At 71.2% G+C, this 16,849-nt stretch carries 14 protein-coding genes; 13 read left to right on the top strand and 1 reads right to left on the bottom strand.

Annotation, left to right across the window (positions count from 1 at the left end; translation table 11 throughout):
• Nucleotides 1-244: 244 nt before the first annotated feature.
• Nucleotides 245-850: a beta-class carbonic anhydrase gene (locus ACFY2L_RS01815; RefSeq protein WP_390656195.1), complete on the bottom strand. Its 606-nt coding sequence runs from the start codon at nt 848-850 to the stop codon at nt 245-247.
• Nucleotides 851-1,117: 267 nt separating this feature from the next.
• Here ACFY2L_RS01815 and rsmH point away from each other — a divergent pair, with 267 nt between their 5' ends.
• From rsmH to ACFY2L_RS01750, 13 genes are all read left to right on the top strand, one after another.
• A complete protein-coding gene (gene rsmH / locus ACFY2L_RS01810; RefSeq protein ID WP_390655838.1) occupies nt 1,118-2,074 on the top strand; it encodes a 16S rRNA (cytosine(1402)-N(4))-methyltransferase RsmH in 957 nt (318 codons plus the stop codon).
• Nucleotides 2,075-2,123: 49 nt separating this feature from the next.
• Nucleotides 2,124-2,660 carry a septum formation initiator family protein gene (locus ACFY2L_RS01805; RefSeq protein ID WP_390655839.1) on the top strand — a complete coding sequence of 179 codons (537 nt, stop codon included), beginning with the start codon at nt 2,124-2,126 and terminating at the stop codon, nt 2,658-2,660.
• 5 nt (nt 2,661-2,665) lie between these two features.
• Nucleotides 2,666-4,627, top strand: coding sequence for a peptidoglycan D,D-transpeptidase FtsI family protein (locus ACFY2L_RS01800; RefSeq protein WP_390821249.1), 1,962 nt, complete (start codon nt 2,666-2,668; stop codon nt 4,625-4,627).
• A gap of 127 nt (nt 4,628-4,754) precedes the next feature.
• The gene (locus tag ACFY2L_RS01795) at nt 4,755-6,410 is read left to right on the top strand and encodes a UDP-N-acetylmuramoyl-L-alanyl-D-glutamate--2,6-diaminopimelate ligase (RefSeq protein WP_390655841.1); all 1,656 of its coding nucleotides are present in this window, start codon (nt 4,755-4,757) and stop codon (nt 6,408-6,410) included.
• Nucleotides 6,411-6,414: 4 nt separating this feature from the next.
• Nucleotides 6,415-7,845 carry a UDP-N-acetylmuramoyl-tripeptide--D-alanyl-D-alanine ligase gene (murF, locus tag ACFY2L_RS01790; protein WP_390821248.1) on the top strand — a complete coding sequence of 477 codons (1,431 nt, stop codon included), beginning with the start codon at nt 6,415-6,417 and terminating at the stop codon, nt 7,843-7,845.
• Nucleotides 7,842-8,915: a phospho-N-acetylmuramoyl-pentapeptide-transferase gene (gene mraY / locus ACFY2L_RS01785; protein WP_390655843.1), complete on the top strand. Its 1,074-nt coding sequence runs from the start codon at nt 7,842-7,844 to the stop codon at nt 8,913-8,915. Before murF ends, mraY begins: the two co-directional genes overlap by 4 nt.
• Nucleotides 8,897-10,327, top strand: a complete 1,431-nt coding sequence (gene murD / locus ACFY2L_RS01780) for a UDP-N-acetylmuramoyl-L-alanine--D-glutamate ligase (protein ID WP_390821247.1) — start codon at nt 8,897-8,899, stop codon at nt 10,325-10,327. The genes mraY and murD overlap by 19 nt, the downstream gene beginning before the upstream one ends.
• A 151-nt stretch (nt 10,328-10,478) precedes the next feature.
• Entirely contained in the window at nt 10,479-11,843 is a 1,365-nt protein-coding gene (ftsW, locus tag ACFY2L_RS01775) for a putative lipid II flippase FtsW (protein ID WP_390821246.1), read from the top strand.
• A gap of 6 nt (nt 11,844-11,849) precedes the next feature.
• Entirely contained in the window at nt 11,850-12,947 is a 1,098-nt protein-coding gene (gene murG, locus ACFY2L_RS01770) for an undecaprenyldiphospho-muramoylpentapeptide beta-N-acetylglucosaminyltransferase (protein ID WP_390655846.1), read from the top strand.
• A 126-nt stretch (nt 12,948-13,073) separates the two neighbouring features.
• Nucleotides 13,074-13,877, top strand: a complete 804-nt coding sequence (locus tag ACFY2L_RS01765; protein WP_390655847.1) for a cell division protein FtsQ/DivIB — start codon at nt 13,074-13,076, stop codon at nt 13,875-13,877.
• A 278-nt stretch (nt 13,878-14,155) separates the two neighbouring features.
• A complete protein-coding gene (ftsZ, locus tag ACFY2L_RS01760) occupies nt 14,156-15,352 on the top strand; it encodes a cell division protein FtsZ (RefSeq protein WP_390655848.1) in 1,197 nt (398 codons plus the stop codon).
• Nucleotides 15,349-16,077 (top strand): peptidoglycan editing factor PgeF, encoded by a 729-nt coding sequence (gene pgeF / locus ACFY2L_RS01755; RefSeq protein ID WP_390821245.1) that lies wholly within the window; start codon nt 15,349-15,351, stop codon nt 16,075-16,077. Before ftsZ ends, pgeF begins: the two co-directional genes overlap by 4 nt.
• 5 nt (nt 16,078-16,082) lie before the next feature.
• The gene (locus ACFY2L_RS01750) at nt 16,083-16,802 is read left to right on the top strand and encodes a YggS family pyridoxal phosphate-dependent enzyme (RefSeq protein ID WP_390656196.1); all 720 of its coding nucleotides are present in this window, start codon (nt 16,083-16,085) and stop codon (nt 16,800-16,802) included.
• The last annotated feature ends 47 nt before the right edge of the window (nt 16,803-16,849 follow it).

Raw genomic sequence — 16,849 nt, 5'->3', positions numbered from 1 at the left:
CTCTACCGCGGACCGGCCCACCCCGAATCACGTGCGCCACCCGCGAAATGTTCGGCGTGGCGTCACCACCGCATTCTTGCTGCCGTTACCGATTCGTGTCACTCGCCTGTGGACAACTGCCCGCGTTATGTCGGTTCTATGGCCTTTGGGGTGGCCGAGAGTGAGAAATCAACAGCGAAACGACAGCGAACGGCGGCGGGCGGCGACGGGGCGTCGCCGCCCGGCGGCAGGCCGCGTGCGCCGGTCAGGCGGGGTCGATCTCGCGCAGCAGACCCGTCTTCACGTCGAACACGAAGCCGCGCACGTCGTCGGTGTGCAGCAGGAAGGGCGAGGTGCGCACCCGCTGCATGGACTGACGGACGTCCTGGTCGACGTCCCGGAAGGCCTCCACCGCCCAGGCCGGACGCTGGCCGACCTCCATCTCCAGTTCGTTGCGGAAGTCCTCGGTGATCGCCTCCAGGCCGCAGCCCGTGTGGTGGATCAGCACGATGCTGCGCGTGCCCAGCTTGCGCTGGCTGATGGTGAGCGAACGGATCACGTCGTCGGTGACCACACCGCCCGCGTTGCGGATGGTGTGACAGTCGCCGAGCTCCAGACCCAGCGCCGCGTGCAGGTCGAGGCGGGCGTCCATGCAGGCCACGATCGCCACGTGCAGGACGGGGCGCGCGTCCATGCCCGGATCGGTGAACGCGTCGGCGTACCGCTCGTTCGCGTCGACGAGGCGGTCGGTCACCGTGCCGCGTATGGCGCCTTCGGACTCTGTGGTTACGGATGCGGAAGTCGTCATATCCATGACGGTACTGGTCACGGGGCCCGCGGTCCCGTTGTGAGAACGGAAAAAGAGCGTCATCACGCCGCGTTTGTGAGGTAAGCCACACGAGTGAGGCACCGCCGCCCGGCCGGGTGATTTCCCCCGGTACCCCGCTTCGCGGCGGAGGCCGCCCGCGACGCGCAGGCCGGTTGATTGACCGCGAGACACCGTGGACTAAAGTGACGCGAAGCGGGAGGCGGTGATCTCCCTGCTGGACTGAATTCCCCGCGTGCCGCGGCAGGCCTTCCCCATACGAGAGGGCGGGGACCCGGCGGTGCGTCTTCCCGCCGGATCTGAGAGGGCCCCTTGAGCCAGAGTCGACACGTCCCGGTGATGCTCCAGCGGTGCCTGGACCTGTTGGCCCCTGCCCTGCAGCGCCCCGGAGCGGTCGTCGTGGACTGCACGCTCGGCCTCGGCGGCCACAGCGAGGCCCTGCTGACGCGGTTCCCGGAGGCGCGGCTCGTCGCCCTCGACCGCGACAAGGAGGCGCTCAGACTCTCCGGCGAGCGGCTCGCCCCCTTCGGTGACCGCGCCACCCTCGTGCACGCCGTGTACGACGAGCTCCCGGACGTGCTCGACCGGCTCGGCATCGCGCGCGTGCAGGGCGTTCTGTTCGACCTCGGCGTGTCCTCCATGCAGCTCGACGAGGCCGACCGCGGCTTCGCCTACGCCCAGGACGCACCGCTCGACATGCGCATGGACCAGACGACCGGCATCAGCGCCGCCGAGGTCCTCAACACCTACCCGCCCGGCGAGCTCGTGCGGATCCTGCGCGCGTACGGCGAGGAGAAGCAGGCCAAGCGGATCGTCTCCGCGATCGTGCGCGAACGCGACAGGGAACCGTTCACCAACAGCGCGCGGCTCGTCGAGCTGATCCGGGCCGCCCTGCCGCAGGCCGCCAAGCGCACCGGCGGCAACCCGGCCAAGCGCACCTTCCAGGCGCTGCGCATCGAGGTCAACGGAGAGCTGTCCGTCCTGGAGCGGGCGATCCCGGCCGCCGTCGAGGCGATCGACGTGGGCGGCCGGATCGCCGTCCTGTCGTACCACTCGCTGGAGGACCGGCTGGTCAAGCAGGTGTTCGCGGCCGGGGCCGCCACCACCGCGCCGCCCGGGCTGCCCGTCGTCCCCGAGCGCTACCAGCCCCGGCTCAAGCTGCTGACCCGCGGTGCCGAACTTCCCACCGAGGAAGAGGTCGCCGAGAACCGGCGCGCCGCCCCGGCGCGGCTGCGCGGGGCCGAGCGCATCAGGGAGTCCATCGAATGACGGGCGTGCGGCGGGCGCAGGTCGGAAAACCGGACGCGGGGGAGGGCGAGTGAACAAGAAACCCGAACTCAAGGGGAGGGCCGCCCGGCTCGCCCGTCTGTTCCCCGAGAGGCCGCGCCAGGCGGCCCGCACCCCCTTCGTCCTGCTCGTCGTCCTCCTGCTCGGCGGCGGCCTCATCGGGCTGCTCGTCCTGAACTCCGCGCTCAGCGAGGGCTCGTTCCACAAGGACGACCTCCAGAAGGACACCAAGAACCTCACCGACGAGGAACAGGCGCTCCAGCGGGACATCGACTCCTACTCGGCCCCGGACGCCCTGCAACGCCGCGCCCGTGAGCTGGGCATGGTCCCCGGCGGCGACCCCGCCTTCCTGGACCCCGACGGCACCGTGAAGGGCGTGCCCTCGGCCGCGGCCCGCCGGTCCTCCCAGAGCGCCGCCGAGATCGTGCGGCCGCCCGAGGCGATCACCCTCTCCCAGACGATCGCGTCACCGTCGTCCTCGCGGTCGCCCGCCCTCCCGGGCGGTGCTCCCGTGGGGAGCGCGGCCCCCGCTCCGACCGCAGCCCTTCCCACGACCCCCGGCAGGTGACGGAAGTGTCCGACAGGGAACCGCCCCGCCGGCGCGTGCCCGGCCCCGCCCGGCCCTCCCGCCCGGCCTCCGCCCAGCGGCGGCCGGGCCCCGGCGCCCGCCCGGCCCGCCGTCCGGCCGCGCCGCGCCCCCCGGCCCCGCGGGTCATCCGGCTCGGCAGCCCCCGCCCCCGGCTGCGCATGGTCGGGCTGGCCCTGACCCTGGTGATGGCCGCCTTCGTCGTCCGCCTCCTCCAGGTGCAGGCGGTCGACGCCAGCACGTACGCCGCCAAGGCGGACAGGAACCGCTACGTCGGCCAGGTGCTGGCCGCCGAACGCGGCGGGATCACCGACCGCGGCGGGATCGCCCTCGCGAGCAGCGAGGACGCGTACGACATCACCGCCGACCCCACGATGTTCAACCGCGAGAACCTGAAGATCGACGACGGTCCCGAGCAGGCCGCCGCGCTGCTCGCGCCGATCCTCGGCCAGGAGCAGTCCACGCTCGTGGCGAAGCTGCGGCCCAAGGACCGGAAGGCGCGCTACGCCAAGCTCGCCGGCCGGCAGACCCCGCAGGTCTGGAAGCAGATCAAGGACCTGAAGTCCGCGCTCACCACGAAGGCGGAGTCGGACGGCACCACGGTCAACGTCCTCGCGGGTGTCTTCTCCGTGCCCAGCAGCAAGCGCGTGTACCCCAACGGCGACCTCGCCGCCTCCGTACTGGGCTGGGTCAACGCCGAGGGCAAGGGCGGCGGGGGTGTCGAGCAGGCGCTGAACAAGACCCTGACCGGCAAGGACGGCAAGATCCGCTACGCCCAGTCCGGGGGCCGTCAGGTGCCCACCGCCGGTTCCACCGAGACCCCCGCCGTACCCGGCTCCGACGTGGAGCTGACGATCGACCGGGACATCCAGTGGGCCGCCCAGAACGCCATCACCGAGCAGGTCAAGGCGTCCAAGGCGGACCGCGGCTACGTCATCGTCCAGGACACCCGTACCGGCGAGATCCTCGCCATGGCCAACTCGCCGGGTTTCGACCCCAACGACCTCACGACCGCGAACCCGGACGCCCTGGGCAACGCGGCTCTCCAGGACGCGTACGAGCCCGGCTCCACCGCCAAGATCATGTCGATGGCCGCCGTCCTCGAGGAGAACGCCGCCACCCCGCTCACGCACGTGGTCGTGCCCAACCGGCTGCACCGCGGCGACCGGCTCTTCAAGGACGACATCGACCACCCGACCTGGAACCTCACGCTCAACGGCGTGCTCGCCAAGTCCAGCAACATCGGCACGATCCTGGCCACCGGCCAGCTCGGCAAGACCCAGGCCGAGGCCAACCGGGTCCTCTACTCGTACCTGCGCAAGTTCGGCATCGGCAGCTACACCGGGATCGACTTCCCCGGGGAGACGAAGGGCATCCTCGCCCCGCCGGACAAGTGGTCGACCTCGCAGCAGTACACGATTCCTTTCGGCCAGGGCGTGTCCCTCAACGCCCTCCAGGCGGCGTCCGTCTACTCGACGATCGCCAACGGCGGCGTCCGCGTCGAACCGACCCTCGTACGCGGCACCCAGGGCCCGGACGGCCGCTTCACCCCGGCCCCCGCACCCGAGAAGAGCAGGGTCGTCAGCGAGAAGACGGCGAAGACCCTCGCCCGGATGCTGGAGTCGGTCGTGGACGACCAGGAGGGCACCGGCACCAAGGCGCGCATCCCCGGATACCGCGTCGCGGGTAAGACGGGTACCGCCAACCGAGTGGATCCGGCCACCGGCAAGTACAAGGGCTACACCTCGTCGTTCGCCGGGTTCGCCCCCGCCGACAAACCGCGCGTCACCGTCTACTGCGCCATCCAGAACGCCACCCAGGGCAGCTACTTCGGCGGCCAGATCTGCGGACCCATCTTCAAGCAGGTCATGGAGTTCGCCCTGAAGACCCTGCAGGTCCCGCCGACCGGCGCCAAGCCCGCCAGCCTTCCGGTGACCTTCACCCCCTGAGCCCCGACCGCCCGTCAGCCCCCGTCCGTACCGTTCGTCCGCCCCGTCCGCCCCGTCCGTCCCGTCCGCTCGTCCCGTCCAGTGCCGCCCGCCCGTGTTCAGCGCCGAACCAGCCAGGAACCAGCCCGTGACCATGATCACTCCCGACCCCGGGAACCAGGCCTCGCCCGCCTCCTCGCTTCGCCCGCAGGCGGGTGAGCCCGGTACGCTCACCGCCGTGCCACACGCTGATCAGTCCCAAACCACCCAGAAGGGCGCTTCCGTGACATATCCGGGACCGCCCAGGCCGGCTCAGGTCTCCGCCACACCCCTCGCGGAGCTCGCCGGCCGGCTGGGTGCCGCCGCCGTGGAGAGCGCCGCAGCCGTCACGGGCATCACCCACGACTCGCGCGCCGTCCGGCCCGGCGACCTGTACGCCGCGCTGCCCGGCGCCCGGCTGCACGGCGCCGACTTCGTCACCCAGGCCGCCGGCCTCGGCGCGGTCGCCGTGCTGACCGACCCGACCGGCGCCGAGCGCGCCGCCGCGACCGGCCTGCCGGTCCTGGTCGTCGACGACCCGCGCGGACGGATGGGCGAGCTGGCGGCCATGATCTACGGCCGTCCGGGCCGGGACCTGCTCCAGATCGGCATCACCGGCACCTCCGGCAAGACCACCACCGCCTACCTGGTCGAGGGCGGTCTGAAGACCACCCGCGCCACCGGCCTCATCGGAACCGTCGAGATGCGCATCGGCGAGGAGCGCATCAAGTCCGAGCGCACCACACCCGAGGCCACCGACCTGCAGGCGCTGTTCGCCGTGATGCGCGAGCGCGGCGTCGAGGCGGTCGCCATGGAGGTCTCCAGCCACGCGCTGGTCCTCGGCCGGGTCGACGGCTGCGTCTTCGACATCGCCGTCTTCAACAACCTCAGCCCGGAGCACATGGAGTTCCACTCCGGCATGGAGGACTACTTCCAGGCCAAGGCACAGCTGTTCACCCGGAAACGCAGCAAACTCGGCGTGGTCAACCTCGACGACGAGTACGGCCGCCGGCTGGCCCGGGAGGCCGAGGTCCCGGTCGTCACCTTCTCCGCCGAGGGCCACCCCGACGCCGACTGGCGCGCGGCCGACGTCCACATCGGCCCGCTGGACTCGACGTTCACCGTCCTCGGCCCCGACGGCCTGCGGATCGCCGCCAGGTCGCCGCTGCCCGGCCCGTTCAACGTGGCCAACACCCTCGCCGCGATCGTCGCCCTCGCCGTCGCCGGACTCGACCCGCAGACCGCCGCCGACGGTGTGGCCGCCGTGCCCGGCGTGCCGGGCCGCCTGGAGCGCGTGGACGCCGGCCAGCCCTATCTCGCGGTCGTCGACTACGCCCACAAGACGGACGCCGTCGAGTCGGTCCTCAGGGCGCTGCGCAAGGTCACCAAGGGCCGGCTGCACGTGGTCCTCGGCTGCGGCGGCGACCGGGACCGCACCAAGCGCGCGCCGATGGGCGCCGCCGTCGCCCGGCTCGCCGACACCGCCGTACTGACCTCCGACAACCCCCGCTCCGAGGACCCCCTCGCGATCCTCGCGACGATGCTCGAAGGCGCCGCGTCCGTGCCCTCGCACGAGCGCGGCGAGGTGGTCCTGTTCGAGGACCGGGCCGCCGCCATCGCCGCGGCCGTCGCCCGCGCGCACGCCGGTGACACCGTGCTGGTCGCGGGCAAGGGCCATGAGCAGGGCCAGGACATCGCCGGAGTGGTCCGTCCGTTCGACGACCGCCAGGTGCTTCGCGAAGCTATCCAGCAGACCCAGGGATGAACTTGTGATCGCCCTCTCCCTCGCCGAGATCGCAGCAGTCGTCGGCGGGCAGACGTACGACATACCGGATCCGTCCGCGCAGGTGACCGGACCGGTCGTCCGGGACTCCCGCGAGGTGGAGCCCGGCAGCCTCTTCGTCGCCTTCGCCGGCGAACGCGTGGACGGCCACGACTTCGCGGCCGCGGTCGTCGAGGCGGGCGCGGTGGCCGTACTGGCCTCGCGCCCCGTCGGCGTGCCCGCGATCGTCGTGGACGACGTCCAGGCCGCCCTCGGCGCCCTCGCCCGGCACGTCGTGCGCAAGCTCGGCACGACGCTCGTCGCGCTCACCGGCTCGGCGGGCAAGACCAGCACCAAGGACCTCATCGCCCAGGTGCTCCGGCGCAAGGCGCCGACCGTCTTCACGCCCGGCTCCCTCAACAACGAGATCGGGCTGCCGCTGACCGCCCTGTCCGCCACCGAGGAAACCCGCTTCCTGGTACTGGAGATGGGCGCCCGCGGCATCGGACACATCCGCTACCTCGCCGGTCTGACGCCCCCGAGGATCGGCCTGGTGCTGAACGTCGGCTCCGCCCACATCGGCGAGTTCGGCGGCCGTGAACAGATCGCACAGGCAAAGGGCGAGTTGGTGGAGGCCCTCCCCGCGGCGAGCGAGGGCGGCATCGCGATCCTCAACGCCGACGACCCGCTGGTCCGGGCCATGGCCTCCCGTACGAAGGCGAAGGTGGTCCTTTTCGGAGAGTCCGGCGAAGCGGACGTACGGGCCGAGAACGTACGACTCACGGACAGCGGACAGCCCTCCTTCAGTCTTCACACACCCTCCGGGTGCAGTGATGTGACCATGCGCCTGTACGGTGAGCACCACGTGTCGAACGCGCTCGCCGCGGCCGCCGTCGCCCATGAGCTGGGCATGTCCGTCACTGAGATCGCCACCGCGCTCTCCGAGGCGGGCTCCCTCTCCCGCTGGCGGATGGAGGTCACCGAGCGCCCGGACGGCGTGACGATCGTCAACGACGCCTACAACGCGAACCCCGAGTCCATGCGGGCGGCGCTGCGCGCGCTGGCCGCCATGGGTGGAGCCTCACAGGCGAAGGGGGGCCGGACCTGGGCGGTGCTCGGCAAGATGGCCGAGCTCGGGGACGAGGCGCTCGCCGAGCACGACGCGGTCGGACGGCTCGCCGTCCGGCTCAACGTCAGCAAGCTCGTCGCGGTCGGGGGCAGGGAAGCCGCCTGGCTGCAACTGGGCGCATATAACGAGGGTTCGTGGGGTGAGGAGTCGGTGCACGTGTCCGACGCACAGGCGGCGGTCGACCTGTTGCGCAGCGAGCTGCGCCCGGGGGACGTCGTACTCGTGAAGGCGTCCCGTTCGGTCGGCCTCGAGAGCGTCGCCCAGGCGCTGCTCGCGACCGGTGCCGAGGGTGAGGTTTCCGCCCGATGATGAAGCAGATCCTGTTCGCGGGTGTCATTGGCCTCTTTCTGACGCTGATCGGCACGCCGTTGCTGATCAAGCTGCTGGCGCGCAAGGGCTACGGCCAGTACATCCGCGACGACGGCCCGCGCGAGCACGCCAGCAAGCGCGGTACGCCGACCATGGGCGGTATCGCGTTCATCCTGGCGACGATCGCGGCGTACTTCCTGTCGAAGGTCATCACGGGCAAGCCGCCGACCTACTCGGGCCTGCTGGTGCTCGGCCTGATGTTCGGCATGGGCCTGGTCGGCTTCCTGGACGACTACATCAAGATCGTCAAGCGGCGGTCGCTGGGTCTGCGGGCCAAGGCGAAGATGGCCGGCCAGCTGCTCGGCGGTATCGCCTTCGCGGTGCTCTCGCTGCAGTTCGCGGACGCCCGCGGCAACACGCCGGCCTCCACGAAGCTGTCGTTCATCACGGACTTCGGCTGGACGATCGGCCCCGTGCTGTTCGTCGTCTGGGCGCTGTTCATGATCCTCGCGATGTCGAACGGCGTGAACCTGACCGACGGTCTGGACGGCCTCGCCACCGGTGCCTCGGTTCTCGTCTTCGGCGCCTACACTTTCATCGGCGTCTGGCAGTACCAGGAGTCCTGCGCCAACGGCGAGACCCTGACCAACCCCGGCGCCTGCTACGAGGTGCGCGACCCGCTGGACCTCGCGGTCGTCTCCGCCGCGCTGATGGGTTCCTGCCTCGGCTTCCTGTGGTGGAACACGTCGCCGGCCAAGATCTTCATGGGCGACACCGGTTCGCTGGCGCTCGGCGGTGTGCTCGCCGGTCTCGCGATCTGCTCCCGCACCGAGCTGCTGCTCGCCATCCTGGGCGGTCTGTTCGTCCTCATCACCATGTCGGTGGTCATCCAGGTCGGCTCGTTCCGGCTGACCGGGAAGCGCGTCTTCCGCATGGCGCCACTCCAGCACCACTTCGAACTCAAGGGCTGGTCGGAAGTCCTTGTCGTGGTCCGATTCTGGATCATTCAGGGCATCTGTGTGATCGTCGGACTGGGTCTCTTCTACGCGGGATGGGCAGCAGACAAGTGACCGATGGGCAGGGGCTCTCCTGGGAGGGCAAGCACGTCACCGTCGCCGGGCTCGGCGTCTCCGGCATCCCGGCGGCCAAGGTGCTGCACGGGCTCGGCGCGCGGGTCACCGTCGTCAACGACGGCGACGACGCCCGCGCGCGTGAGCAGGCCGCCGAGCTGGAGGCACTGGGCGTCACCGTGCGCCTGGGTGACGGGGCCACCCTGCCCGAAGGCACCGGACTCGTCGTCACCGCACCGGGCTGGAAGCCGGACAAGCCGCTCTTCGCGGCGGCCGCCGAAGCCGGCGTGCCGGTCTGGGGCGACGTCGAACTCGCCTGGCGGCTGCGCGGCCCCGACGCGGCCCCCTGGCTGTGCGTCACCGGCACCAACGGCAAGACGACCACCACACAGATGCTGGCGTCCATCCTGAAGGCGGCCGGCCTGCGCACGGCGGCCGTCGGCAACATCGGCGTCTCGCTGCTGGACGCCGTCCTCGGGGACGAGGAGTACGACGTCCTGGCCGTGGAACTGTCGAGCTACCAGCTGCACTGGGCGCCCTCGCTGCGCGCCCACTCGGCCGTCGTCCTCAACCTCGCCCCCGACCACCTCGACTGGCACGGCTCCATGGAGGCGTACGCCAAGGACAAGGGCCGTGTCTACGAGGGCAATCGGGTCGCGTGCGTCTACAACGTCGCCGACAAGGCCACCGAGGACCTGGTGCGCGAGGCGGACGTCGAGGAGGGCTGCCGGGCCGTCGGCTTCACCCTCGGCACCCCGGGACCGTCCCAACTGGGCGTCGTGGACGGCATCCTGGTCGACCGCGCCTTCGTCGAGAACCGGCAGAAGAACGCCCAGGAGCTCGCCGAGGTCTCCGACGTCGACCCGCCGGCCCCGCACAACATCGCCAACGCCCTTGCCGCGGCGGGCCTCGCCCGCGCCTTCGGCGTGCCTCCCCAGGCCGTACGGGACGGCCTGCGGGCCTTCACCCCGGACGCCCACCGCATCGCCCACGTGGCCGAGGTGGACGGCGTCACGTACATCGACGATTCCAAGGCCACCAACACCCACGCGGCGGAAGCCTCGTTGGCGGCGTACGAGTCCATCGTGTGGATCGCGGGCGGGCTCGCCAAGGGCGCGACCTTCGACGAGCTGGTCGCCAAGTCGGCGGAGCGACTGCGCGGAGTGGTCCTCGTCGGCGCCGACCGCGCCCTGATCCGGGAAGCCCTCGCGCGACACGCCCCCGAGGTACCCGTGGTCGACCTCGACCGGACCGACACTGGGGCGATGCTCGCGGCTGTCCAGGAGGCCCGGCGCCTCGCGCGCGCGGGAGACACGGTGCTGCTCGCCCCGGCCTGCGCCTCCATGGACATGTTCGTCAACTACAACCAGCGCGGGGACGCGTTCGCTGAGGCGGTGCGTGAACTCGCCTGACGGCGGGTCTTGGTCGCGGCTGTTGCTCCAGGAGCTTTGGAGGTGCCGGTGCCTGACGTTGTGACCTTCGGCTGCGGGTCGTGGGGGCTGGTCGCGCAGTTCCCCGCGCCCCTGGGCGGGCTGCAGTTGCGTGTCCTGCATGGGAGCCGTCGTGCCCAGTAGTCGTACCGGGCGGCCACCTGTTCAGCGGGCTGTCCGAAGGCCCCCCACCCCGCGCCCCCCGCGTGACAACCCCGTCCTGCGGCTCTACACACGCGCGCGCAAGGCCTGGGACCGGCCGCTGACCGCGTACTACGTGATCCTCGGCGGCAGCCTGCTGATCACCGTGCTCGGTCTGGTGATGGTGTACTCCGCCTCGCAGATCACCGCGCTGCAGATGTCGCTGCCGGGCTCGTTCTTCTTCCGCAAGCAGTTCCTGGCCGCCTCCATCGGCGCCGTGCTGCTGTTCGTCGCCTCCCGGATGCCGGTCAAGCTGCACCGGGCGCTGGCCTATCCGATCCTCGCCGGAGCCGTCTTCATGATGGCCCTGGTGCAGGTGCCCGGGATAGGGATGGCGGTCAACGGCAACCAGAACTGGATCTCGCTCGGCGGCTCCTTCCAGATTCAGCCCAGCGAGTTCGGCAAGCTCGCCCTGGTGCTGTGGGGCGCCGACCTGCTGGCCCGCAAGCAGGACAAGAAGCTGCTCACGCAGTGGAAGCACATGCTGGTGCCCCTCGTGCCGGTGGCCTTCATGCTGCTCGGGCTGATCATGCTCGGCGGCGACATGGGCACCGCGATCATCCTCACGGCGATCCTGTTCGGGCTGCTGTGGCTCGCGGGGGCGCCCACCCGGCTGTTCGTCGGGGTGCTCTCGGTCGCCGCCGCGATCGGCGTCGTCCTGATCAAGACCAGCCCGAACCGGATGGCCCGGCTGGCCTGCATCGGCGCCACCGAACCCAAGTCGGGGGCCGCGGACTGCTGGCAGGCCGTGCACGGGATCTACGCTCTCGCGTCCGGCGGGATCTTCGGCTCCGGACTGGGGGCGAGTGTGGAGAAATGGGGACAACTCCCTGAAGCCCACACCGACTTCATCTTCGCCGTCACCGGTGAGGAACTGGGCCTCGCGGGGACGCTGTCGGTGCTCGCCCTGTTCGCGGCTCTAGGCTATGCGGGTATCCGCGTGGCCGGACGCACGGAGGACCCCTTCGTGAGGTATGCCGCGGGAGGTGTGACCACCTGGATCACCGCTCAGGCGGTGATCAACATCGGTGCGGTGCTCGGCCTGCTGCCGATCGCCGGCGTCCCCCTCCCGCTGTTCTCCTACGGGGGATCCGCCCTGCTGCCGACCATGTTCGCGATCGGGCTGCTGATCGCCTTCGCACGCGACGACCCCGCTGCGCGGACGGCGCTTGCGATGCGGCACCCCCGCTTTGGTAGAAAGCGGGGGGCTGGGGGTCCCCAGCCCGACCGGGGACCTCGGAGATGGAACACGATGCGACGGCGTGCCTCGGCGGCGCGTTCGTCCGGAGAGCGGTGAATTTCGGTGCATGTCGTACTCGCTGGTGGGGGGACCGCCGGCCACATCGAGCCCGCGCTCGCCCTCGCGGACGCCCTGCGCAGGCAGGACCCCACCGTGGGGATCACGGCCCTGGGCACCGAGCGCGGACTGGAGACCACGCTCGTTCCGCAGCGGGGCTACGAGCTCGCGCTGATCCCGGCCGTGCCGCTGCCGCGCAAGCCCACCCCCGAGCTGATCACCGTCCCGGGCCGGCTGCGCGGCACGATCAAGGCCGCCGAGCAGATCCTGGAGCGCACCAAGGCCGACGCCGTCGTCGGGTTCGGCGGCTACGTCGCCCTGCCCGGCTACCTGGCCGCCAAGCGCCTGGGCGTGCCGATCGTGGTCCACGAGGCCAACGCCCGCCCGGGCCTGGCCAACAAGATCGGCTCCCGGTACGCCGCCCGGGTCGCGGTCTCCACGCCCGACAGCAAGCTGCGGGACGCCCGCTACATCGGCATCCCGCTGCGCCGCTCCATCGCCACCCTGGACCGCGCCGCGGCGCGCCCCGAGGCCCGGCACATGTTCGGCCTCGACCCCAACCTGCCGACGCTGCTCGTCTCCGGCGGCTCGCAGGGCGCCCGCCGGCTCAACGAGGTGGTCCAGCAGGTCGCGCCCTGGCTGCAGCAGGCCGGCATCCAGATCCTGCACGCGGTCGGCCCGAAGAACGAACTGCCGCACGTCCAGCAGATGCCGGGAATGCCCCCGTACATCCCGGTACCGTATCTGGACCGGATGGACCTCGCGTACGCCGCGGCCGACATGATGCTCTGCCGCGCGGGCGCGATGACCGTCGCCGAACTCTCCGCCGTCGGACTGCCGGCCGCGTACGTGCCGCTGCCCATCGGCAACGGCGAACAGCGGCTGAACGCCCAGCCGGTGGTCAAGGCCGGCGGCGGACTCCTCGTCGACGACGCGGAACTGACCCCCGAATGGGTCCGGGAGAACGTTCTGCCGGTGCTCGCCGACCCGCACCGGCTGTACGAGATGTCCCGCGCCGCCGGTGAGTTCGGCCGCCGGGACGCCGACGACCTGCTCGTGGGCATGGTGTACGAGGCGATCGCCGCCCACCGCGCCCACCGCTAGGGCCTGGCGTCCGGATCGGGCCGGCCGTGCGGCGCGGTGCGTGCCGGGCCCCCGCGACGCCGGGACGTCCCGGACGGCGGGGCCTGAGCACGGCAGGCAGAGCTATGTGAGCGAAGGGCAGGGAGCGTGGCCGGATCCGCCACCGCCGAGCGCGGTGCACGCCAGGAGGAGTCGTCCGGCCCGCCCCTCGTCCGCAGGCTGGGACCCCGCCGGCTTCGTGTGATCATCATCCTCGCGCTCGCGGTGGCCCTCCTCGGCGGGGGCGCGGTGTGGGTGCTGTACGGCTCTCCGTGGACGCGCGTCGAGCGCGTCCCGGTGTCCGGCACGGACGTGCTGACGCCCGCCCAGGTGCGCGAGGCGGCCGCGGTGCCGGTCGGCTCGCCGCTGATCTCCGTCGACACGAGGGCGATCGAGGCGCGCGTGCGGGTGAAACTGCCCCGTGTCGACGAGGTGGACGTGGTGCGTTCCTGGCCCCATGGAATCGGCCTGAAAGTGACCGAGCGCAAGCCCGTTCTGCTCATCCGAAAAGGGTCGAACTTCGTGGAAGTGGACGACGAAGGCGTCCGTTTCGCCACGATTCCCGAAGCGCTGAAGAACGTACCGCTCCTCGAAATGGCCGTCTCCGCGTCGGGTTCGGGAGGGTCGGGTGCCGCGAGCCTGCGCCGCTTCGGAGAGCACCGGCTGGTGCGCGAGGCGGTGAAGGTCGCCGGGCACATCCCGGACGCCGTCGCCGGGCGGACCCGCGCGCTCAAGGTCCGTTCCTACGACGACATCTCGCTGGAGTTGACCGACGGCCGCACGGTCGCCTGGGGGAGCGCCGAGAAGGGCGCCCTGAAGGCCAGTACCCTGAGTGCTCTCATGAAAGCCTCCCCGGCCGCGCGGCACTTCGACGTCAGTGCGCCCACGGCCCCTGCGTCATCGGGCAGTTGACGCACATCCGCGCAGGCCAGCACCCTGGTTGGGCAGCGACACGGCTGATCACATAGGGTGAAAAGAAAAACGGGAGGTTCGGCGTGTTCGTTGAACGGGCGCCACTTGTCGACTTAGTGTCCTGTTCAGAAGACTCCAAGGAACAGACACACTGGTAACCCTAAACTTCAGCGTTAGGGTTCGGGTCGGCGAAACGGACCGTCCCATTCGGCATCAGTCGTCGGATTCGCACCACCTGCGAGGCGGCGACACGTAACTCGAGGCGAGAGGCCTTCGACGTGGCAGCACCGCAGAACTACCTCGCAGTCATCAAAGTCATCGGTGTCGGCGGCGGTGGTGTCAATGCCATCAACCGGATGATCGAGGTCGGTCTCAAGGGCGTCGAGTTCATCGCCATCAACACCGACGCGCAGGCGCTGTTGATGAGCGACGCCGACGTCAAACTCGACGTCGGCCGCGAACTCACCCGCGGACTCGGCGCCGGCGCCAACCCGGCCGTCGGCCGCAAGGCGGCCGAGGACCACCGCGAGGAGATCGAGGAGGTCCTCAAGGGGGCCGACATGGTCTTCGTGACGGCCGGTGAAGGCGGCGGCACCGGCACCGGCGGGGCGCCCGTCGTGGCCAACATCGCCCGGTCCCTGGGCGCCCTCACCATCGGCGTGGTCACCCGCCCGTTCACCTTCGAGGGACGGCGCCGGGCCAACCAGGCCGAGGACGGCATCGCGGAACTCCGCGAAGAGGTCGACACCCTCATCGTCATCCCCAACGACCGCCTGCTGTCCATCTCGGACCGCCAGGTCTCGGTCCTGGACGCCTTCAAGTCGGCCGACCAGGTCCTGCTCTCCGGTGTCCAGGGCATCACCGACCTGATCACCACCCCCGGCCTGATCAACCTCGACTTCGCCGACGTCAAGTCGGTCATGTCCGAGGCCGGTTCGGCCCTCATGGGCATCGGCTCGGCCCGCGGCGACGACCGCGCGGTGGCCGCCGCCGAGATGGCGATCTCCTCGCCGCTCCTGGAGGCCTCCATCGACGGCGCCCGCGGCGTCCTGCTCTCCATCTCCGGCGGCTCCGACCTCGGCCTGTTCGAGATCAACGAGGCCGCCCAGCTGGTCAGCGAGGCGGCCCACCCCGAGGCCAACATCATCTTCGGCGCGGTCATCGACGACGCGCTCGGCGACGAGGTCCGGGTCACGGTCATCGCGGCCGGCTTCGACGGCGGCCAGCCGCCGGCCCGCCGGGACAACGTCCTCGGCTCGTCCACGGCCTCCCCCCGCCGCGACGAGCCCACTCCGGTACGGCAGCCGGAGAGCCGCCCGTCCTTCGGCTCGCTCGGCAGCGTCACGCCGAAGGAGGAGCCGGAGCCGGCGCCCGAGCCGGTGGCCGACCTCCCGGTCGCCCCGCCGGTGCCGCCGTCGCGGACCTACTCGGACAGCGCGGCCGAGGAGCTGGACGTGCCGGACTTCCTGAAGTGATAGGACAGCGCGAGAGCGCGAGCGGCGCGCACTTCGCCTTCACCGACCGGTGGGGCGGGGTGAGCGCCGCTCCGTATGAGGAGCTCAACCTCGGCGGCGCGGTCGGCGACGACCCCGGCGCCGTACGCACCAACCGGGAACTGGCCGCCAAGGCTCTGGGGCTGGACCCTGGAGACGTGGTCTGGATGAACCAGGTGCACGGCGCCGACGTGACGGTCGTCGACGGGCCCTGGGGGGACGAGCCGGTGCCCGCGGTCGACGCGGTCGTCACCGTGCGGCGCGGGCTCGCGCTCGCCGTCCTCACCGCCGACTGCACACCCGTCCTGCTCGCCGACCCGGTCGCCGGGGTCGCCGCCGCGGCCCACGCGGGCCGGCCCGGCATGGTCGCCGGGGTCGTCCCCGCCGCCGTGCGGGCCATGGTGGAGCTCGGCGCCGAACCGTCCCGGATCCTCGCCCGCACCGGACCCGCCGTCTGCGGCCGGTGCTACGAGGTGCCCGAGGCGATGCGCGCCGAGGTGGCCGCCGTCGAGCCGGGGGCGCACGCCGAGACGAGCTGGGGCACGCCGGCGGTCGACGTGACCGCCGGGGTGCACGCGCAGCTCACGCGGCTCGGGGTGCGCGACCGGGAGCAGTCGCCGGTGTGCACGCGGGAGTCGCAGGACCACTTCTCGTACCGCCGCGACCGCGCCACGGGGCGACTCGCGGGATATGTCTGGCTGGACTGATGGACATGACGGACCGTAGGGACGAACTCGCCGGAAATCTGGCGAAGGTGGAGGAGCGCATCGCCCGCGCGTGCGCGGCCGCCGGGCGCAAGCGGGAGGAAGTGACCCTGATCGTGGTCACCAAGACCTACCCGGCGAGCGATGTGCGGATCCTGTCGCAGCTCGGCGTGCGCCATGTCGCCGAGAACAAGGACCAGGACGCCGCGCCCAAGGCCGCGACTTGCTCGGACCTGTCGCTTTCATGGCACTTTGTCGGCCAGTTGCAGACCAACAAGGTGCGATCCGTGGTCGGTTACGCGGACTTCGTGCAGTCCGTCGACCGGGCCCGGCTGGTGACCGCGCTGTCGAAGGAGGCGGTGCGCGCCGGGCGGGAGGTCGGGTGCCTCGTCCAGGTGGCGCTCGACGCGGGTGACTCGGCGCGCGGGGACCGGGGCGGCGTGGCGCCCGGCGGGATCCAGGAGTTGGCCGATCTGGTGGCCGGCTCGCCGGGGCTGCGGCTGGACGGACTGATGACCGTCGCACCTCTGACCGGGGAGTACGCGGGGCGTCAACGGGCGGCGTTCGAGCGGTTGATGGATTTGTCGACTGACCTGCGCCGAGCCCATCCGGCTGCGAACATGGTCTCCGCAGGGATGAGTGCGGACCTCGAGGAGGCCGTGGCGGCCGGGGCGACACATGTGCGCGTCGGCACTGCGGTACTCGGAGTCCGCCCCAGGCTCGGGTAACGTCGCCAGGAAGTCGGACCACAGCAGAAAATATGGTCATTACCGCC

The sequence above is a fragment of the Streptomyces sp. NPDC001381 genome (assembly GCF_042895685.1).
In the GTDB taxonomy this organism is placed as follows: Bacteria; Actinomycetota; Actinomycetes; order Streptomycetales; family Streptomycetaceae; genus Streptomyces.
The sequence above is the reverse complement of the archived record's forward strand: the minus strand, read 5'-3'. Positions and strand labels throughout refer to the sequence as shown.